The organism is Burkholderia sp. JPY481 (assembly GCF_038900515.1).
GTDB classification, from domain to species: domain Bacteria; phylum Pseudomonadota; class Gammaproteobacteria; order Burkholderiales; family Burkholderiaceae; genus Paraburkholderia; species Paraburkholderia youngii.
The window spans coordinates 16,267-36,565 of record NZ_JAYMRT010000006.1 but is presented as its reverse complement, the minus strand read 5'-3'; the positions used below and the strand labels follow the sequence as shown (position 1 = coordinate 36,565).

Genomic DNA, 20,299 nt, shown 5'->3' with positions numbered 1-20,299 from the left:
CCCGATGAGAATCGCCCAGATCGCTCCGCTTTACGAAAGCGTGCCCCCGTTCGCATACGGCGCGACCGAACGCGTCGTGTCGTATCTGACTGAAGAACTGGTCGCCCGCGGCCACGACGTGACGCTCTATGCGAGCGCCGATTCGACGAGCGCCGCGCGGCTCGTGCCGATCTGTCCGCGCGGTCTTTGGCGCGACGCGAACGTGTGGGACACGCAAACGCATCACGTCAGGCAATTCGCGCGCGTGATCCGCGACGCGGATCAATTTGACGTCGTTCATTTTCACGGCGAGCCATTGCATTTCGCGTGGGCCGAGCGCTTGCCGTGCCGGACGCTGACGACGCTGCACGGCCGTCTGCTGCTGCACGATCATGGGCCTCTGTTCCGCGAATTCGGCGGCGTGCCGGTGGTGTCGATTTCCGCGAGTCAGCGCCGGCCGGTGCCGTGGGCGAACTGGCAGGGCACGGTACATCACGGCTTGCCGCTCGACGAGTTCTCGTTTCAACCGATAGCCGGTTCATATCTGCTATTTCTCGGCCGCATGATGCCGGAGAAACGTCCCGATCTCGCGATCGAAATTGCCCGGCGCAGCGGCTTGCCGTTGAAGATCGCCGCGAAGATCCATTCCGGCGAGCGCGACTATTTCCGCGAGCGCATCGATCCGCTGTTGCGGCGCTCGACAGCGTTCACCGAATACCTCGGCGAAGTCGGCGGCCTCGCGCGCCGGCGGTTGATCGAGAACGCACGCGCGTTGCTGCTGCCGATCGAATGGGACGAGCCGTTCGGCATGGTGATGATCGAGGCGATGGCGTGCGGTACGCCGGTGATCGCGTTTCGCCGCGGCGCGGTGCCGGAGTTGATCGAAGACGGCGTGAGCGGCCTGATCGTCGATAACGTGGACGCGGCGGTGCAAGCGGTTGCGCGCATCGACAGCATCGAGCGCGACGCGTGCCGCCGCTCGTTCGAGCGCCGCTTCACGGCCGCGCGCATGACCGACGACTACCTGACGATCTACGACGCGCTGCTCGCACGCGACACCCGAGACCACCCGCGCGCGACGGGCAGTCAGCCCGCGCCGGTGTAATCGCGATTCAGGTGCGTTCGGGCGCCTCGGTGCGATCGTCATGATCGTCGGACTCCGTCGCATAGCGACGCGATTGGCCGAGTTGCCGGCGCAATTCGTTAACCTCGTTCTTCAGATCGATCATGCGCAGTTCGCGGCCGATCGCCACCTTGTTGAACCGCTCGAGTTCCTCGTTGCGCGCGCGCAGGTCTTCCTCTGCGCGCGCACGTCCGACCACCGCCCAAGTACGCTCGGCCATCAGTTCGAGAAACATCAGTTCCTCGGGCGCCCACGTGTGCGCGGTGTCGAAGTGCATCGTCAGCGCGCCGAGCACGCGGCCCGACTGCACGAACGACATGTTGGCCCACGCGCCGATGCCGAGCGCGTGGCACGCGCGCCGCTCGGCCGCGCTTGCGGCGGGATCGGCCATCACGTCGTTGCTCCAGCCGCTGCGGCCGGTGAACAGCGCCGCGGTGAGCGCAGGCCCGGCGTCGTTGATCGCGCAGCGGCGGCCCAGCATATCGGCCGTGCCTGCGAGCGCGTCGGTCGCGACGATTTCGAGTTCGTCGGGGCCACGCGCTTCCGAGTAGTTGACGCGCGCGGCGCCGAACTGCTGACGCAGCATCCGGATCGCCGTCGAGCGGGTATTGCGGTATCCGGACAGCCCGCGCAGCGCGTTGGCGAAGCGCACCATGAAATCGTGCATCGCGCTTTCGCGCAGCACTCTTTCCGCGTGCTTCAGGTCCGAGATGTCGGTTACCGTGACGGCCACGCCGCTCGTGCCGGTCTGCGACAGAAACGGGCGAATGCGCCGCAGGAACCATCCGCCGCAGGCATTGCGCACCTCGGCTTCGCGCGGTGTCCCGCTCTGCATCACCGCGAGCACGTCGCGCAGGAAATTCACGTCGTCGACCTTCGGCGAAATATCGGCGATGCCGCGACCGACGTCGCCCGTTTTCAGCGGAAATATCTCGCAGATCGAAGGCGTGAACCAGCGCACGCGCAGCGTCTCGTCGAGAAACATCGCCATCACTGCGCCGGCGCTCAGCACGCCGCTTTGCATCTCCAGTTCCGCAATCTTGCCGGTGAGCCGCGCATTGGCCTGGTTCAGATCGTCGTTGACGAGATTGAGCTGCTCGTTCGCGGCTTTCAGTTCCTCGTTGAGCACCTGCAACTCTTCGCGCGACGCCTCCAGTTCCTCGCGCGAGATGCGGATCGCTTCGCTCCACTCGCTGGAAGCCGCGACATCCGCAGCGTGGCTCGGCAGCGCAACGGGTTCGGTCGCACCGGGCCGAATCTCGCGCGCGCGGGAAATGAACGCTGCGAGCAGCCGCGGCGCGGCGCCGTTTTGTGCGCCTCGAATCGGTGTCAGCCGGATCTGGAACGCGTGCGTGATGTTCCCTTCGTCACGCAGGCCGTTGACGATCGTCGGCTGACCGTCTTCGAGCGCCATCTTCGCGGCCGCCTTCAGGCTCGACGCCAGTTCGCGCTGCGTCAGTTCGAGCAGATTGTCGGTTGGCTGGCCGGCTGGGACGCGCAGGAATTTTTCCGTATCGCCATACACACGCAGCACGCGGAATTCGTCGTCGATCAGCACCGACGGGAAATCCCGCTGCGAATGCGCGCTCGAATGACCGATGAATGGCACGGCGCTCGCGCGCAAGCTTGTCGCGACACGCAACGGGAAGCGGACCTCGACGTCGCTCGCCGGGCCTGTCTTGCGGTAAATATGCCAGCGGCTCGACACGACGTTGAAGCCGCCTTGCCGCGACAACAGCGGCTCGCCCTTGCCGAGAAACAGATAGCCGCCCACCTTCAGCGAACTGTGCAGCAGGAACACGACGCGCTTGACCGCTTCGGGGTCGAGATAAATCAGCAGGTTGCGACAAGTGACCAGATCGAGGTTCTTGAACGGCGGATCGAGCAGCAGGTCCTGCGGCGCGAATACCATCTTTTCGCGCAGGTGGCGTTTGACGCGCCAGTTGCCGTCGGTGGAATAGAAGAACTTCTGTTGACGTGCCGTGGAGACGTTCTTCAGCGCGTCGCCCGAAAACGCGCCGCGGCTCGCTCGCGCGACGATTTCCGGCGACGCATCGGTCGCGAACACCTGGAAATCGAACGGACGGCCGGTGTTTTCAGCATGCTCTTGCAGAAGCATCGCGACCGAATACGCTTCTTCGCCGGTCGCGCAGGCTGGTGTCCAGGCCCGCACGACATCGCCCGCGCGGCGCTCGCTCAGCATCGGCTCGATGACCTCATGCCGCAGCACGTCCCAGGCGGGCGCATCGCGGAAGAACTCGGTCACGTGAATCGGAATGCCGCGGATCAGCGCTTCGAGCTCGGCCGGGTCGTCGCGCAACAGCGACTCGTAGTCGCCGAACGATTCGGCGCGCCGTAGATCCATGCGCTGCTGGATGCGCCATAGCAGCGGGGTCGCCTTGTAACCACCCAGATCGAAGCCCGCCTGCTTGCGGATCATCCCGACGATCTCATCGAGCGTTCGCGTAATCTCGCCGGTCCACGCGACTTCATTGGCCGGCCGCACATAGGCGGGTGACGCGCAGCGCAGCAGCTGTTTCGCGATCTCGCCGACCGGCAGGATATAGTCGGCGGCGCCGCGCGAAATCACCGCTCTCGGCATGCTGTCGTTCATCGTGGTGACCGGGTCCTGCACGAGCACCACGCCGCCGGCACGCTTCACGCAGATCGCGCCGGCCGCGCCATCGGTGCCGGTGCCGCACAGGATCGCGGCGAGCGCATGGGAGCCGCGATCTTGCGCGAGGCTTTCAAGGAATGCGTCGATGGTGTCGATGCCGGGGCGGCGGCTGCCGCCGTCGACCGGCCGCGTGCGAAAGAGGCCGCCTTCGAGAGTCAGTACGTCGTCGGAACCCGCGACGTACACGTGGTTCGGCTCGGGACGCTCGCCGTTGTTCGCGGCACGGACCGGCAGCAACGTCCACTTGCTGACCAGATTCACGAGCTCGTTCGATCCACCCGGCAGCTGGTGTTGCACGACGACGAGCGCAAGCGCAGGTTCGGCGGGCAAAGCCTGAAGCAGGCAATGCATCGCCTCGATGCCGCCGGCGGATGCGCCAATGCCAACGACGTGGCAGCTTTCCGCTGGCGCGGAAGCTTGAATCGGAGTCGCCATGAGTGTGAGCTTGCGCAGGAACGTCGTATCGTGCCGGCCATGTCCGGCACGCCTGTCCTAGATGTTCATCATATGCCTGTGCGTGGTTCGCGGCGCTTTCGTCCCGCGTGGCTGATTTGTGGCGGAGGCTGAAGACCGGGGTCGACGCAAAGGACGTTTTCACCGGCGACGGCGCAATAAAAATGCCCGGACGGCATATCGCTTGCTCATTAAGTTGACTGACACGAAAGGCCCGCTTTCGAGTCCTGCTTCCACGTCCCGGAGTCCACTTGACCCACCGTGATTTCATCGTAATCGGCACGTCCTCGGGAGGGGTCGACGCGCTGCGTGCGCTTGCGTCGCAGCTTCCCGTCGATATGCCCGCCAGCATCGCCGTCGTGCTGCACATCGGCGCGCACGGCAGCATGCTGCCCACGCTTCTGAACCAGGCCGGCCCGCTATCGGCCAAGCACGCGCAGGATGGCGAACATTACGCGCCCGGCAGAATTTACGTGGCGCCGCCCGATCGGCACCTCGTGGTGGAGGACGGCCAGCTGCGGCTGCTGCATGGCGCGAAAGAAAACTTCGCGCGCCCCGCGATCGACCCGCTGTTTCGCAGCGCGGCCGCGCAGATGGGACCACGCGCGATCGGCGTGATCCTGACCGGCCTGCTCGACGATGGCGCCGCGGGCCTCGAAGCGATCCAGGCGTGCGGCGGCACGACGGTCGTGCAGGACCCCGACGACGCGTTCGCGAGCGAGATGCCACGTCACGCAACGCCCTTCGCCGACCACGTGCTGCCGCTTCAGCAACTGGGCCCATGTTTGGTAAAACTGACCGGCGGCATTGCCAATCCGCCGGTAAATCTCGGCCCGGCGCAACGCGAGGCCTCCGACCGCGTCGTCCTCGAACAGCGCGCGTGGCTGTCCGGCACCGCGCCGTTCGACGCGATCGAGGGACTGGCGGCGCCGTCGACTTTTACATGCCCCGAATGCAACGGCACGCTGTGGCGCATCACCGCTTCGCGCGTGCTGCGTTACCGCTGCCATACCGGCCATGCATACTCGGCCGCATCGCTCGACGACGGCCGCATGACCGATGCTGAGATGTCGCTGCGCAATGCGCTGCGGGCGCTGCGCGAGCGCGAAATGTTCAGCCGTGAGCTCGGCGCACACTTCGCGGCGATAGGAGACACCGCCGCACAACAACGCGAGGAGGACAACGCCCGGCGCGCGGGCCACGCGGCCGAACTCTTGCAGTCGATGCTGCTGGAAAAATGAGTGCAATGCGGGATAATAGCGATCCGGGCCGAGCAAGAAATGGGCTCGTTGCCCTATAAAAATCCACCGCTGAACACTATCCTTTTCCAAGAAGGGACACGCAGCCATGTCAAAGAAGCGAGGGCAAACTCTGCCTAGCCAGGCACTCTACCCGATCGTCGGTATCGGCGCATCGGCGGGGGGGCTTAACGCGCTGACGGAATTCTTCGAGGCACTGCCCGCGCATACGTCGATGGCCTTCGTCGTGGTCGTTCACCTGTCGCCGGACCACGAAAGCAATCTGGCCTCGCTGCTGCAGAAGGTCACCAGCATGCCGGTGCAGCAGGTCACGGGCCCCACGCAAATCGAATCGGACCACGTTTATCTGGTCGCCCCCTCGTTCGAAATGATCATGGTGGACGGCTACCTGCGCGTCACGCAGAAGCAGTCCGAAGAAGGACGCCGCGCGAGCATCGATCTGTTCTTCCGCACGCTCGCCGAGGCGCACCGCGAACGCGCGATCGGCATCGTGATGTCGGGTGCGGGCTCGGACGGCTCGGTCGGCCTGTCGCGCATCAAGGAAATGGGCGGCATCACGCTCGTGCAGGACCCTTCCGAAGCCGAATACGACAGCATGCCGCGCAGCGCGATCGCGACCGGCATGGCCGACTTCGTGATGACCGCGGCGGAGATGCCGCAGCGCCTGCTCGATCTGTGGTCCACCGCGCGGGAAATCCACCTGCCGGCCGTGCAGCCGGACGAGCCCGAGGAAGATACGGTCAACGAGTCGGCCGAGCGCGCGCTGCGCGAGATCATGGTGATCCTGCGCACCCGCACCGCGCACGACTTCCGGCATTACAAACGGGCTACGGTTCTGCGCCGTATCGAACGCCGGCTGCAGGTCAACGGCATTACGGATTTGCAGGCGTATCGCGATTATCTGCATCTGCACCCTGAAGAAACGCAGGCGCTGCTGCAGGACATGCTGATCAGCGTCACCAATTTCTTCCGCGACAAGGAAGCGTTCGACGTGCTCGAGCGCGAGGTGTTGCCGCCGCTCTTCGAAAACCGCGGCGAACAGGACCGCATCCGCGTCTGGTCGGTGGGCTGCGCGACCGGCGAGGAAGCGTATTCGTTGGCAATGCTGCTGCAGGAGCGCTCGCTTAAGTCGCCCGAGGGCGTGTCGTTCCAGGTATTCGCAACCGATATCGACGAGCGCGCCATTGCGTTCGCGCGCGTGGGCCTGTACCCGGATTCGGTCTCGGCCGACCTGACGCCGGCGCGCATCCGCCAGTTCTTCACCAAAGACGCCGCGCACTTCCGGATCAAGAAAGAGCTGCGCGAACACATGCTGTTCGCGCACCATAACGTGCTCAGCGACCCGCCGTTCTCGCGGCTCGATATGATCTGCTGCCGCAATCTGCTGATCTATCTGGACCGCGAAGCGCAGATCGAAATTCTGAAGATGTTCCACTTCGCGCTGCGGCCCGGCGGCGTGCTGTTTCTCGGCAGCTCGGAGTCGGCCGACAGCGTGAGCTCGATGTTCACCGTGGTCGACAAGCGCAACCGCATCTACCGCGCGAACATGGCCGTGCGCGGCGACACGCCGATGCCCATCGCGATTTCGGGCACGATGAGCTCGCGCCCCCTCGTCACCACCGTGCAGCCGCCCGGGCGCCGGCGCTTTTCATTCGGTGATCTGCATCAACGGCTCGTCGAGCAATATGCGCCGCCCAGCGTGCTGGTGAGCCGCGAATCCGAAATCGTTCATCTGTCCGACCGCGCCGGGCGTTTTCTGCAATATTCGGGCGGCGAGCCGTCGCATAACATCGTGGCCGCCGTGCGTCCGGAACTGCGGCTCGAACTGCGTACCGCGATCTATCAGGCCTTGCACACGAACCGCAGCGTCGAAGCGCGCCGCGTGCACATCGAGCGCGATGGCCGTTCTTACTTCGTCAACATGACCGCGCGGCCGGTGCACGACCCGGAAGCGAACGCGGACTTCGTGCTGGTGCTGTTCGACGAGGTCGAAGACAGCATGGCCAACGCCGAAACGGCGTCGGCCGACGTGCAGAAAGACCCGATCATCAGCCAGCTCGAACGCGAGCTGCAACGCACGAAGGAGCAGCTGCAGTCCACCATCGAGCAGTCGGAGACCTCGACCGAGGAGCTGAAGGCGTCGAACGAGGAATTGCAGGCGATCAACGAGGAACTGCGCTCGGCGACCGAGGAGCTGGAAACCAGCAAGGAAGAGCTGCAATCGATCAACGAAGAGCTGACTACGGTCAACGCGGAGCTGAAGTCGAAGGTCGAGGAAACCGGCAAGATCAACGACGACCTGCATAACCTGATCGCCGCGAACGACATCGGCACGATCTTCGTCGACCGCAACATTTGCATCAAGCGCTATACGCCGCGCGCCACCGACGTGTTCAGCATCATTCCGTCGGACATCGGGCGCTCGCTGCTCGACATCACCCACCGCCTCGAATACGACAAGCTCGCCGACGACGCGGCCGAAGCATTCGAATCGCTGCGCCTGATCGAGCGCGAGCTGAAGAGCAATGACGGGCGGTGGTATCTCGCGCGCTTCGTGCCCTACCGCACGACAGAAGACCGCATCGACGGCGCGGTGCTGTCGTTCATCGACATCACCGGCCGGCGTCAGGCGGAAGACCGGCTGCGCGAAGGCGAACGGCGCATGCGCCTCGTCGCCGAGGGCACCAAGGACTACGCGATCATCACGTTCGACGAAAACGGCGTGATCAATAGCTGGAACGCGGGCGCGGAACGGATTTTCGGCTATTCCGAAGCCGAAATGATCGGCCAGTCCGCCGACATCCTGTACACCGACGAAGACCGCGCCGCGAACGTTGCGCAACGCGAGTTCGCCGAAGCGCGTCTGAACGGCCGCGCCGAAGAGGAGAGCTGGCATCTGCGCAAGGACGGCACGCGCTTTTTCGCGAGCGGTGTGCTGTCCCGTCTCGACGAGCCGGGTCTTAGCGGCTTTGCGAAGATCACGCGCGATCTCGGCGAGTTCGCCAGCGATCCGACCTCGGGACGCGGCACCCACGTCGAAACGCTGCGCGCGGCGAGCGAGCGCGAAGCGCAGCGGCGCCGCGACGAATTCCTGGCGGTCGTCTCGCACGAGCTCAAGCATCCGCTGAACCTGATATCAGCGAGCGCCGAACTGATCGCGCGCGCGCCCGAAACGCGCCAGAACCTGAACGTGTCGCGCGCGACCGATACGATCCGCCGCACCGTGATCGGCCAGGCGCAAATCATCGACGACCTGCTCGATATTTCGCGCGTGCGCACCGGCAAGCTGTCGGTCGTGCGCACCGTGGTCGACATGCGCGAGATCGTGCAGCGCGTATGCAGCGCGGTGCAGGACGATGCCGCGCAGCGCGGCATCACATTGAGCGTCGAAGTGACCGATGCGCCCGTGATCATTCATGCGGATCTGACGCGTATCGAGCAGATCGTGTGGAATCTGATCAGTAATGCGCTGAAGTTCACGCAGCGCGGCTCGATCCAGGTGTCGTTGCAGGTCAATGACCACGCAGAGGCCGTGCTGCGCGTCAGCGATACCGGCACCGGCATCGAGGCCTCGCTGCTGCCGCATATCTTCGAGATGTTCCAGCAGAGCCGCGATCCGGCCTCGCGCCGCGGGGGCCTCGGCATCGGCCTTGCGTTGGTGCGCGATCTGGTCAACCTGCACGGCGGCGCGGTGCGCGCGGAGTCGGAAGGCATCGGCCGCGGTGCAACCTTCACGGTGACGCTGCCTACCCACCGGCTCGCCACCCGCACGAGCGCGGGGATCGAAATCACCGGCGAGCCGCTGAAAGGCACGCGCGTCCTGATGGTCGACGACGACGCCGCGACCGTCGAAACCTTCAAGCTGCTGCTGGAAAGCGAGGGCGCCGAAGTGCGCACCGCGACGAGCGGCGAGGAAGCGCTGACGATCATCAACGGTAACGCGCCCGATATCATCCTGTCCGACATCGGCATGCCGGGCATGGACGGTATGGAGTTCATCGGCAAGCTGCGCAGCATGCCGGCGATGAAGTCCGTGATCTGTATCGCGGTTAGCGGCTTCGGCCAGCAGGCGGACGTCAGCGCGGCCGAAGATGCGGGCTTCGACGCGCACCTGAAAAAGCCGGTGGTTCTCGAAGACCTGCTGAGCATTTTCGCGCGGCTGCGCAGTTGAATCCGCCGCCCGGCGGCGCGCAGCGCGTCTAGCCGTTGCTTTGCGACGGCGATGCGTTGCGCGACCCGACCCTTGCAACGGCCGCGTTGACCTTGATCGGCGGCTGCTTGTCGCCGAACGGCGGCTCGACGACGAAGCGCTCGATCACGCCCGGCTCGAACACCAGGCAGCAGGTCGATCCGCCGTACTGGAAAAACCCCAACTCATCGCCCTTTCGGACGCGTTGCCCCGGCAACGCCTCGATGATGCACGACGACACGTCCGCCATGCCGACGAGCACGCACGCCACCTGCCCCACCGCCGGATCGTCGCATTCGATCACGATCACCGCGCGCGCCGCGAGCGCCGTGATGTAGCCCTGCGAATCGTTGAGCCCGCTCGGGTCTTCGCCTTCGCTATCGGCGGTCGAATAGTAGCTGCCGTCCGCCGCGTACGCGCGCGAGATCACGCCACTGACCGGCGCATGCCAGCGGTGATAGTTGAACGCGCTCAGAAACGCCTGATACACCGAGCCGCCCTCGAAGCGCCGCGCCAGTTCGCGTTCGCGCGAGCTCAGCATGTCTTCGAGCGAATACGGCTGCGACTTGATCCAGAACGTGTCGCGCAGCTGCACACCGTGCTGCACGTTGTACGGCGTCGCCTCGCACGCGCTGACGATCAGCCTGTCGTTGTCCGGCTCCTCGACCGGCCGCATGCCGGGACGAAAGCGCCGGGTGAAGAAATCGTTCCACGACGTAAAACCCCAATACGGTTGCTCGGGATCGCAAACGAATTGGGCGAGGCCGATCCGTTGATCGGCCTCGGCACTGAACCAGCCGTCGGGCGACGACGGATTCAAATGTTCGCGTGAATGCGGACCGCTCAGAAAACCGCACCAGCAGTTCAGCACGTGTTTGAGTTGCGCGTTGAGCGCCGGGTCGCGAAACAGCGCATAGCCGGACGGCATGCACATCGGCCAGTCGAGCACCGCGTTCAGAGGACAATGAATCAGATTGGATTCGCTGAACGGCGGCGCGTACGTCATCAGGTAATCGACGACCGTCATCAGCTCGTCGATCGTTGCATAGCCGAGCACGTAGCCCGCTTGCTGTGCCTGCATGATGGCCCGCGTCATATCCATGCGCAGCACCGGATCGCCTTCGATCAGCGCCGCGAGTTCCGCGACGGCGCGCGTGCGTGGCGCGGTGCGCGCACGTTCGCGCGCTTTCGCGGCCAGCGCGGTCCGGTAGCGCGCGAGATGCGCTTCCTCGCTCGGCAGCCATCCTCCGAGCCGGCGCCGTTGCGTGCGCGGGCTCGCCACTTCGTCGTTCGTCATGCTTGGCCTTTCTGGTCTGAGTTGGGGATCATTTGGCGCGCGGCGTGCCGAGGCTGTCGTCCGGTTCCTTGCGCCCGCCACGGATCTGCTCCACGCAGGTCGCGACCGCCTCGGCCACGTTGGCCACTTCCTGCTGCATGTCCTCGTCGCGATCGAGCGCTTCATGGCTGGTCGCGTAAGGCTCGTAATAGCCGATAAAGCGATCGAGCCGCGACTTCGCGCCCGCTTCGACGAAGCCCATCCAGTCGAGCCAGTCGGCGAGCGCCCTGCGCGAGTCCTCGATGCCGGCGACGTCGCCATGCACGACGACGCCATAGGCCCGGCCCGCCAGATGTTTCGGATAGTCCCAGCCGGCCAGTTCGAGACGCTTCGCTTCGTCGGGTATCTTGCCGTGCGTCGAGGTGGGATCGGGATTGCCGCCGTCGGCGCAAACAAGGCGATCCATCATCAGCTTCAGCGGCGCGGACACCTGATACCAGTAGACCGGCGTCACGATCAGCACGCCATGGCAGGCGGCAAAGCGCTCGTAGATCTCGTTCATCCAGTCGTTGACGAGCCCGAGCGAATGGTTCGGATAACAGCTGCATGGCCAGTGACACAGCGGCATCGCGGTCGACACACAGCCTTTGCACGGGTGAATATGCAAGTCGCGATCGGAGTTCAGCTGCGACAGGTCGAGGAAATCGACGTCGAAGGTCCGGCGTTCGAGCGCCTGTTGCGCGATCTTCGCGAGCCGGAAGCTCTTCGACATCTCGCCGGGGCACGTGTAGTCGTTACGCGAGGACGCGTTGATCACGAGCACACGCGAGCGCGTCGCCGGATCGCGCTGTCGCGCCTGCGCCGCCTTCATGCGCTCGCTCGCCGCTCGCCATTCGACCGACAGGTCGTAGTCCGGGTCGGCGAATCCCGGGCCGGCCTTTTCGGTGACCGGCGCCTTGCGGCCGTGTGAGTAAGCATCCCACGCGATCGCTTCGAGCCGCGCGAGCGATGCGTCTTCCGCGCGGAACGCCGGGTCGTAGAAGCGGGCCATGAAACGCTCGCGAAACGCGTCGCGAGACATTGCTTCGGTTACCTGACCTTTGCGGACTTCGACGGTATGGATGTGATCGGGCGGTTTTGCAGGCGGGCTCATGGCTGAATTTGTAAGCAGTAGTAGAAACGCAGGTCAGCAAGGGCTATTCCAGCACCGCCCCGTCGCGCGCCGCGACGGCGGCACGGAGCTTGCTATTCGCCGGTATGGAATCGAACCAGCGCCTGCTCGTCATCTCACCGCATCTGGACGATGCGGTCCTCAGTTGCGGACTTCTGCTCGCCGCGCATCCCGGGACGGTCGTTTGCACGGTTTTCACCGCGCCGCCCGCCGAGAAAATCACGACCGACTGGGACCGCGCGGCCGGTTTCGCCGACGCATTCGAAGCGATGCGCACGCGTCAGGCGGAGGACCGGGAGGCGCTGGGATTGCTGTCGGCGATGCCCGTGCATTTGCTGTTCCGCGACGCGCAATACCATGCGTCGCCCGGTACGGACGAGCTGATTACGGCGTTGAGCCAGACCGTTGCTCATGCGAAACCCACGCGTGTCCTGATGCCGTTGGGACTGTTCCACTCGGATCACGTTATGGTGGCCGATGCCTGTCTGGCACTGATGCGGCGCCAGCCTGCGATGCGCTTCATCGCCTATGAGGAAGTGCCCTATCGGCGCATACCCGGCGTCGTGCAAGCGCGCCTATGCGACCTGGCGACCCGCGGCTATGCCGCTGACGCGCCGCACGCGCTGGACGTGCCCGGCACGACGAAACACGAGCGTATGAAGCGCGCGGCACTCGACGCCTATCGCAGCCAATTGCGCGCGTTCGGTCCCGAAGGACAGGCGAGCCTCTTTTCGGCCGAACGCTATTGGCAGCTCGGCCACGGTGAATCCAGTCGACACCCGCAAAACGCGTGACGCACGGCACGGGGTTTGCTTCGCCGTCGCTGTCCAACCGTCGAAGCGATTGCACAGCATGCGAACAAAAACCGCCCACCCGCGCATTTCGATCGTCGTTCTCACGTATAACCGTGCGGGCGAATTGCTCACCACCCTGGAACGTCTGCTCGCATTACCCGAAAGCCCGCCCATCATCGTCGCCGACAACGGCTCCACCGACAACACGGTCGCACTCGTCGAAGCGCGCTATCCGAGCGTTCGCATCGTCGAATGCAACGGCAATCTCGGCGCGGCGGGCCGCAACCATGCGGTCGCGTGCGTCGAGACCGACTATGTCGCGTTCTGCGATGACGACACCTGGTGGGAGCCCGGCTCGCTCGAACGCGCGGTGCAATTGCTCGACGCCTGGCCCCGCGTCGGCGTGCTCAATGCGCGCGTGGCCGTCGGCGCTGACCACGCGACCGATCCGACCTGTGCGTTGATGCGCGCAAGCCCGCTGGGACGTGTCGGCCTGCCCGGGCCTGCTTTGATCGGCTATATGGCGGGCGCGTGCGTGTTTCGTACCGCGCTGTTTCGGGAGGTCGGCGGCTATGAGCCGCGCCTTTTCATCGGCGGCGAGGAAACGCTCGTTTCACTCGACGTGCTCGCGTCGGGACATGCGATCGCCTACTGCGAGCAGTTGACGCTCCAGCATCGTCCGTCGCCGGTGCGCGACAGCGCGTTGCGGCGACGCATGCTCGCCCGCAATGCCGCGTGGGTGGCATGGCTGCGTCTGCCGTTGGGCGAAGCGTTGAGCGCGACGTTGCGCGCCCTCGACGTATTCGCGCGAGAAGGCACGCTGGTGCGCGACGGCATCGAATTGCTGGCTGGGCTTGCGTGGACCGTGCGAGAACGCCGGGTGGTCCCGCAGTCGATCCTCGCGATGCGCGACCGCGTGCGCGCGGCCGAGCGCAATCTCGACGCGTCCGCAACGACGTCCGTGGTAGGAAGCCCGACGCGCCGACCTGAGACCTGAATCACGCGCTTTCCTTATCCTGGCAACGTCGAGTCAGCGCTCGACGGCACAGGCGCGAGCCGACGGATCGCGGCGATCAGTTCTTCAGGCGGCACGGGCTTGTTCAAATGTGCGTCGAAGCCCACGCCGCGCGCGTGCTGTTCGTCGAGTGCGTCCGTGTAGCCGGTCAACGCAATCGCGGGCAGTGGCGGTGGCCTGCCCGGCAAGGACGGCCGCTCGCCTTCCAGTTCGCGCAAGCGGCGCAGCACGTCGTAGCCATCTTCGCCGGCCAGCACCAGGTCGCAGAGCAGCACCTGCGGCCATTGCGCCGGGTCCGTCGCGCGCAGCCAATCCAGCGCTTCGCGGCCGGATGCGAACAGCCGCACACGTGCGCCGCTCGTGCTCAGCACCGCTTCGAGCGCGTCACGTGCTTCTTCCTGATCGTCGATCGCGAGCACGAAGAGGCCGTCGAGCGAAGCTGGCTCGGCCGAATCCGCTCCGGTGGACTCTGAAGCCAATGGCGGCTGCGCATCCGCGACCGGCCGCAGCGGCAGCATCGCCACATACGCGAGCCGCCCATTCAGCGGGGTCAGCGTGAAGCTGCCGCCCGCAGCCGCCAGCGCGCTTTCCAAATGCCGCGCCGTCGCCTGCGATAGCTCGGCCGGTTTGTCGCCCATGCCAAGCACGCTAAACCATACGTGATTGCCGTGACGCTCCGCGCGCAATGCGATGCGCTGTCCCGGCTGCGCCTGCGCGATCTCGTTGCGGCACAACTCGGCGATCAGCGGCTGCAGCACGCTCGGATCGCCGGTCAAGCGCAGTTCGTTGTCGGTCGGCTCTGCGTAGACGACCACGCGCTGCGCGGCGATCTCGTCGTGCAACGCATCGATCACACCCGCCGTCAATGCGCTGACGCTGACCGACCGAGCAGTCAGCCGGCGCTGCGCGTGTTCGAGTTCGCCCTGCTGCCATTGCAGCGACCACATCTTCGCGTACACAGCCTCGCGCGCGAGCAGCTCCCGATGCGTGCCCTGCTCTACCACCTGGCCATGCTCCATCACCAGAATCCAGTCCGCGTCGACGACAGTAGAGAGCCGATGCGCGATCACGATCGACGTACGGCCTTGCGCGAGACGCGTCAGCTCGGTCTGGATCGCGCGCTCGGAGCGCGTGTCGAGCGCCGAGGTCGCTTCGTCGAACACGATGATGCGCGGGTCCTTCAGGATCGCGCGCGCAATTGCGATACGCTGCCGCTCGCCGCCCGACAGCCGCACGCCGCGCTCGCCAACGCGCGTGTCGTAGTGATCGGGCAAGCGCTCGATGAATTCGTCGAGCTGCGCGGCACGCGCGGCGCGCACCACGTCCGCACGTGTCGCCGACGGACGTCCATACGCAATGTTGTAGGCGATCGTTTCATTGAACAGCACGGTGTCCTGCGGCACGATGCCGATCGCCTCGCGCAGACTGCGCTGCGTGACCTGGCTGATGTCTTGCCCGTCGATGCGGATCATGCCGCGCTCGGGCCGATAGAGCCGGAACAACAGCTTCACGAGCGTCGATTTGCCCGAGCCGCTGCCGCCGACCACCGCGAGCGTCTTGCCCGGATACGCATGGAAGTCGACATCGCGCAGCACCTGACGCGCGGTGTCGTAGCCAAAATCGACGTGCTCGAACTCGATCAGCCCCGCGCCGACCTTCAGCGGCTGCGCGTCGCGGGCATCGATATCCTCGCCGACGCGGCCGCGCGCGGCCAGAATCACGAACATGCGCTCGACGTTGACGAGCGCGTCGTTGGTCTCACGAAACACGAAGCCGAGCGTGTTCAACGGCATGCAGACCTGAATCAGGTAGGCGTTGACCAGAATCAGATCGCCGACGCTCATGCTGCCGGCCACCACGTGCTGCGCGGCGAGCAGCATGACCCCCGCCACCCCGAGCGCGATCACCGCGCTCTGTCCCACGTGCAACGCGGTCAACGCGTTCTGGTTCGCGATGCGCGCGTGGACCCACTTTTCCAGCACGTCGCCGAGCCGTCGAGTTTCGCTGTCTTCGGTCGCGAAGTACTTGACCGTGTCGTAGTTCAGCAGACTATCGACGAGCCGGCCGTCCGATTGCGCTTCGAGCAGATTGACCGCGCGCTGGAACGCGACGCGTCGCCGCGTGAACACGAACGTATAACCCGCATACAGCACGAAGGTCGCGACGATCACGAGCATGAATTCGCGCGCGTAGGCGTGCACCATGATCGCGACGATCACCGCGATCTCGAAGAAGGTCGGCACGATCGTAAACAGCGCGGTGCCGAGCAAAAATCCGATACCGTCGGCGCCTTTCTGCACGTCGCGCACGATCGCGCCCGTCTCGCGCCGCGCATGAAAGCGCGCGCTCAACCGATGCAGATGCGCGAAGGTCCGCTCGGTCAGCGCCGCGACCGTGCGCTGCACGACGATGCTGAACACGACGTCGCGCGCCTCGTTCAGCGCGTCGCCGAGAAAGCGCAGCAGCGCATAGGCGAGCACGAGGAACACCGGAAACGCCGCATGCGCGAGCGGATGGCCGAGTTCATCGACGATGTGCTTCAGCGTGAGCGGCATCAGCACGGTCGCGAGCCGGGCCGTGATCATCAGCGCGAGCGCCCCGCTGGTCTGCCAGCGATAACGCCATACCGCATGCGCGAGATCGCCGACGATTCGGCGCGTCAGTTCGGAGCGAGGCGGCGGGACGGAATTCGGCATGGGATCCTGGTCGGGGGCGCGCCCGGATAAAAACGTCGCACAAATGGGGCGTTCAGCAAGTGACGCGCCCGGCGGCGAGCGAAAAATGACCGGTGTACGGCAACTCTCGCCGCGCAACTCTTACCTGTTCATTGCGCGCAATCCTCCGCCCATCCTAGTACCGCGGCGCCACCAGCGGTGCGAAGTTACATGATCGTATGTAGAAAAAGGGAACGCCACAGCGCTTCCCTGTCTGCACGAAAAAGGGCACGCCACAGCGCTTCGTCCGTCCGCACCAACGTCTACCGTCGTTTCCCGGCACCGCAGGATCCGAATGGCACAGCGAATGCTCGGGGCCGGTGAAACGATTCCTCAATATCGAAGAACGCGCATCTCAGGAAGGAGTGCAAATGAAGATCGCCCTGATCAGTGAACATGCGTCGCCACTTGCTGTCGCCGGTGGCGTCGATAGCGGCGGCCAGAATATCTACGTCGCGAACGTCGCGCGTCAGCTGGTGGAAATGGGCCATCAGGTCGACGTGTTCACGCGTCGCGATCGCGCACTCGTGCCCGAGCGCGTCGACATGGACGGCGTACGCGTGATTCATGTGCCTGCCGGACCGCCGCGACAATTGCCGAAGGAACAATTACTGCCGTTCATGGACGAGTTCGCCGCGTTTCTGATCGGGTTCTTTCGGCGTGAACCTCAGCCGTACGACGTGATGCACGCGAACTTCTTCATGTCCGGTCTCGCCGCGCTGAAGGTCAAGGCTGCGCTCGGCGTGCCGCTGATCACGACCTTTCATGCGCTCGGCCGCGTGCGGCGCATCCATCAAGGCGCGAATGACGGCTTCCCCGACGAGCGCTTCGCGATCGAAGACGAACTGGTCGCACGCTCGGACGTCGTCGTCGCCGAATGTCCGCAGGACCAGGCCGATCTGCTCGAACACTATCGCGCCGATCCCGCGCGCATCCAGATCGTACCGTGCGGTTTCGACGATGAGGAGTTCCGGCCCGTCGAGCGCGAAGCCGCCCGCCATGCGCTCGGCTGGAGCCCGCACGACTTCATCGTGCTGCAGCTAGGCCGGCTCGTGCAGCGCAAAGGCATCGACAACGTGGTACGCGGCGTGGGCGTGCTGAAGCACACCTTCAACGCGGCAGCGCGGCTGTACGTGGTCGGAGGCAATTCGGACGCGCCCAACGAAATCGCGACACCGGAGATCGCGCGCCTGCGCGAGATCGCACGCGAATGCGGTGTCGCGGACGAGACGTGCTTCGTCGGCCGGCGTGGTCGCGCGCGGCTGCGCTACTTCTATAGCGCCGCCGACGTGTTCGTGACGACGCCGTGGTACGAGCCGTTCGGCATTACGCCGGTCGAGGCGATGGCCTGCGCGACGCCGGTGATCGGCGCCGATGTCGGCGGCATTCGCTATTCGGTGGTCGATGGCGTGACCGGCTTTCTGGTGCCGCCGCGCGATCCGCACGCGCTCGCGGCGCGTCTCGACCACTTGCGGCGCGACCCCGCGCTCGCGCGCCGGATGGGCGAAGCGGGCCTCGAACGGGCGCGGACCGGTTTTACCTGGCGCGGCGTCAGCGAAGCGCTCGCGCAAATCTATGCACGCGCGGCAAGGCTCGCGCCGAGCAAAACATCGCTCGACGTCGGCTCCGAGCCGGCGCAGCTACCGCTGCGAGCAGCAGCCGGAGCGTCGTTCCGTTGACGACGGCGCACGCCGCGCGAACGCGCACGGCGTGCGCATTTGGAACGCGCCGCGGCCGGTCCAGCGGCTACGGCGCGCCTTTTTCCGACTTTCGGCCCACGCTCGCAAATACCACCAACCATCATGACGGTACCCGCTGTATTCATCGACAAGGACGGCACGCTGCTCGAAGACGTGCCCTACAACGCCGATCCCGCGCTGATGCGTTTCGCGCCCGGCGCGCGCGAGGCGCTCGCGCTGCTCGCCGCCTACCCTTATGCGTTGTTCATGATCAGCAATCAGTCCGGCATCGCGCTCGGCAAGTTCGAAGACAAAGCGCTGTTCGCCGTCGAACACCGGCTGCGGCAGATGTTCGCCGAGTGCGGCGCCACGCTCGCCGGCGCGTACTGGTGTCCGCATCATCCCGAGGGCAGCGTCGAGCGTTACGCGATCGTCTGCGACTGCCGCAAGCCCGCGCCCGGCATGCTGCTGCGCGCGGCCAAAGAGCATGAACTCGATCTCGCCCAAAGCTGGTTCGTCGGCGACATTCTCGACGACGTCGAAGCAGGCAATCGCGCCGGCTGTCGCACGATCCTGCTCGACAACGGCCACGAGACCGAATGGCGGGCCGGCCCGCAGCGCACACCGAATGCGCGCGCGGCCGATTTGCACGAGGCCGCGCAACGCGTCGTGTTGAACGGTCTGCCGCCGGGCAGCGCGGCACGCCGCAAGGAGGCGCCGCGGTGAACGCACCTCTGCCACTTGCGCCGCCCACGCTCGCTCATGCGCGCGTGCCCGACACGTCGCAGCCGGTGTGCTGGGGCGACGAGGTCAAACGGATTCTGTGCGTGCGCCTCGACAATCTCGGCGACGTGCTGATGACGACGCCCGCGCTGCACGCGCTGCGCGAGTCCGCCCGAGATCGCCATCTCACGCTGCTCGCGTCGCGCAGCGGCGTCGCGCTCGCGCCGTTTCTCGACGACGTCGACGACGTGATCGAATACGACGCGCCGTGGGTCGCGCCTGCGTCGACCGTGACGCGCGATCTGCTCGACGATCATCGGATGCAGCAGCGGCTGAAGCGCGGCTGCTTCGACGCAGCGGTGATTTTCACCGTGTATAGCCAAAGCCCGTTGCCGGCCGCGATGCTGTGCTATCTCGCGGGGATTCCGCGCCGCCTCGCGCATTGCCGCGAGAATCCGTACTCGCTGTTGACCGACTGGCTGCACGAACCGGAGCCGCAGCAGCGCACGCGGCACGAGGTGCAACGCCAGCTCGATCTGGTGCGTCACGTCGGCGCGCAGTCGAACGACACCGCGATGCGTTTTCGCGTGCCGCCCGCCGCGCGCCGGTCGCTCGACGCGAAACTGACGACCCTCGGCATCTCCCGCCACGACGAGTGCATCGTGCTGCATCCAGGGGCGACCGCCGCATCGCGCCGCTATCCGCCCGAGCGCTTCGGTGAAGTCGCCACACGGCTCGCGCGCGAAACCGGCGCCCCCGTGCTGTTGACCGGCGGCGCGAGCGAGCGAGCGCTCGTCGAGGCCGTGATGCGCGCCGCTGCTCCAGGCGTGTGCGCGCAGCTACACGACCTGAGCGGTGCACTGACGCTCGCCGAGCTCGCCGCGCTGCTCGAACGCGCAAGCGTGCTCGTCTCCAACAACAGCGGCCCCGTGCATGTCGCGTCCGCGCTCGGCACGCCGGTCGTCGATCTTTACGCGCTGACCAACCCGCAGCACACGCCGTGGCAAACGCCGCAACGCGTGCTGTACCGCGACGTCGAATGCCGCTGGTGCTATCGCAGCGTGTGTCCGCACGGGCATCACGCTTGCCTGCTCGGTGTGCCGATCGAAGAAGTCGTGCACGCGGCACTCGAATTGCGGCGCGCGCATGCGAACGCGCCGCGTCGAGGCGCAGCCGGGCGCACCGGCCGCGCCGATGACACGAGCACGCCGTCGCTGACGGATCAGCCAACCATTCCCTGAACTCAC

Annotated in this window: 12 protein-coding genes; 8 read left to right on the top strand and 4 right to left on the bottom strand. The window is 65.7% G+C overall.

Annotation, left to right across the window (positions count from 1 at the left end; genetic code table 11):
• Positions 1–4 precede the first annotated feature (4 nt).
• Positions 5–1,084, top strand: a complete 1,080-nt coding sequence (locus VSR82_RS16585) for a glycosyltransferase family 4 protein (protein ID WP_429462722.1) — start codon at positions 5–7, stop codon at positions 1,082–1,084.
• Between the two features lie 7 nt (positions 1,085–1,091).
• Here the strand turns inward: VSR82_RS16585 and VSR82_RS16580 are convergent, their stop codons facing one another.
• Complete coding sequence (locus tag VSR82_RS16580) at positions 1,092–4,214, bottom strand: CheR family methyltransferase (RefSeq protein ID WP_429462723.1); 3,123 nt, start codon at positions 4,212–4,214, stop codon at positions 1,092–1,094.
• Between the two features lie 269 nt (positions 4,215–4,483).
• On the opposite strand from VSR82_RS16580, the gene VSR82_RS16575 reads away from it, so the two are divergent.
• Both VSR82_RS16575 and VSR82_RS16570 read left to right on the top strand, forming a co-directional pair.
• Positions 4,484–5,473 (top strand): chemotaxis protein CheB, encoded by a 990-nt coding sequence (locus tag VSR82_RS16575; protein WP_498857927.1) that lies wholly within the window; start codon positions 4,484–4,486, stop codon positions 5,471–5,473.
• A 106-nt stretch (positions 5,474–5,579) separates the two neighbouring features.
• On the top strand, positions 5,580–9,662 hold the full coding sequence (locus tag VSR82_RS16570) for a CheR family methyltransferase (protein ID WP_498857926.1): 4,083 nt from the start codon (positions 5,580–5,582) through the stop codon (positions 9,660–9,662).
• 28 nt (positions 9,663–9,690) lie between these two features.
• Here VSR82_RS16570 and VSR82_RS16565 read toward each other — a convergent pair whose 3' ends face one another.
• Positions 9,691–10,977: a phosphatidylserine decarboxylase family protein gene (locus tag VSR82_RS16565; protein ID WP_429462725.1), complete on the bottom strand. Its 1,287-nt coding sequence runs from the start codon at positions 10,975–10,977 to the stop codon at positions 9,691–9,693.
• A gap of 28 nt (positions 10,978–11,005) precedes the next feature.
• Complete coding sequence (locus VSR82_RS16560) at positions 11,006–12,037, bottom strand: flavodoxin family protein (RefSeq protein WP_498857978.1); 1,032 nt, start codon at positions 12,035–12,037, stop codon at positions 11,006–11,008.
• A 176-nt stretch (positions 12,038–12,213) separates the two neighbouring features.
• Here VSR82_RS16560 and VSR82_RS16555 point away from each other — a divergent pair, with 176 nt between their 5' ends.
• Positions 12,214–12,921: a PIG-L deacetylase family protein gene (locus VSR82_RS16555; protein WP_429462726.1), complete on the top strand. Its 708-nt coding sequence runs from the start codon at positions 12,214–12,216 to the stop codon at positions 12,919–12,921.
• Positions 12,922–12,979: 58 nt separating this feature from the next.
• On the top strand, positions 12,980–13,918 hold the full coding sequence (locus tag VSR82_RS16550; RefSeq protein WP_429462727.1) for a glycosyltransferase family 2 protein: 939 nt from the start codon (positions 12,980–12,982) through the stop codon (positions 13,916–13,918).
• 14 nt (positions 13,919–13,932) lie between these two features.
• Here VSR82_RS16550 and VSR82_RS16545 read toward each other — a convergent pair whose 3' ends face one another.
• Positions 13,933–16,632: an ATP-binding cassette domain-containing protein gene (locus tag VSR82_RS16545; protein ID WP_498857925.1), complete on the bottom strand. Its 2,700-nt coding sequence runs from the start codon at positions 16,630–16,632 to the stop codon at positions 13,933–13,935.
• Between the two features lie 389 nt (positions 16,633–17,021).
• Between VSR82_RS16545 and VSR82_RS16540 the strand changes: the two genes are divergently transcribed.
• The 3 genes from VSR82_RS16540 (at position 17,022) to waaF (ending at position 20,293) form a co-directional block, all read left to right on the top strand.
• Positions 17,022–18,329 (top strand): glycosyltransferase family 4 protein, encoded by a 1,308-nt coding sequence (locus VSR82_RS16540; RefSeq protein ID WP_368584230.1) that lies wholly within the window; start codon positions 17,022–17,024, stop codon positions 18,327–18,329.
• 123 nt (positions 18,330–18,452) lie between these two features.
• Positions 18,453–19,055, top strand: coding sequence for a D-glycero-alpha-D-manno-heptose-1,7-bisphosphate 7-phosphatase (locus tag VSR82_RS16535; protein ID WP_429462730.1), 603 nt, complete (start codon positions 18,453–18,455; stop codon positions 19,053–19,055).
• Complete coding sequence (waaF, locus tag VSR82_RS16530) at positions 19,052–20,293, top strand: lipopolysaccharide heptosyltransferase II (RefSeq protein ID WP_429462731.1); 1,242 nt, start codon at positions 19,052–19,054, stop codon at positions 20,291–20,293. Before VSR82_RS16535 ends, waaF begins: the two co-directional genes overlap by 4 nt.
• The last annotated feature ends 6 nt before the right edge of the window (positions 20,294–20,299 follow it).

What these genes read in the sequence shown, in the direction of transcription:
- VSR82_RS16580 (WP_429462723.1), bottom strand. Translation starts at nt 4,214, where the DNA reads ATGGCGACTCCGATTCAAGCTTCCGCGCCAGCGGAAAGCTGCCACGTC.
- VSR82_RS16535 (WP_429462730.1), top strand. Translation starts at nt 18,453, where the DNA reads ATGACGGTACCCGCTGTATTCATCGACAAGGACGGCACGCTGCTCGAA.
- VSR82_RS16560 (WP_498857978.1), bottom strand. Translation starts at nt 12,037, where the DNA reads ATGTCTCGCGACGCGTTTCGCGAGCGTTTCATGGCCCGCTTCTACGAC.
- VSR82_RS16585 (WP_429462722.1), top strand. Translation starts at nt 5, where the DNA reads ATGAGAATCGCCCAGATCGCTCCGCTTTACGAAAGCGTGCCCCCGTTC.
- VSR82_RS16570 (WP_498857926.1), top strand. Translation starts at nt 5,580, where the DNA reads ATGTCAAAGAAGCGAGGGCAAACTCTGCCTAGCCAGGCACTCTACCCG.
- VSR82_RS16565 (WP_429462725.1), bottom strand. Translation starts at nt 10,977, where the DNA reads ATGACGAACGACGAAGTGGCGAGCCCGCGCACGCAACGGCGCCGGCTC.
- VSR82_RS16540 (WP_368584230.1), top strand. Translation starts at nt 17,022, where the DNA reads ATGAAGATCGCCCTGATCAGTGAACATGCGTCGCCACTTGCTGTCGCC.
- VSR82_RS16545 (WP_498857925.1), bottom strand. Translation starts at nt 16,632, where the DNA reads ATGCCGAATTCCGTCCCGCCGCCTCGCTCCGAACTGACGCGCCGAATC.
- VSR82_RS16550 (WP_429462727.1), top strand. Translation starts at nt 12,980, where the DNA reads ATGCGAACAAAAACCGCCCACCCGCGCATTTCGATCGTCGTTCTCACG.
- VSR82_RS16555 (WP_429462726.1), top strand. Translation starts at nt 12,214, where the DNA reads ATGGAATCGAACCAGCGCCTGCTCGTCATCTCACCGCATCTGGACGAT.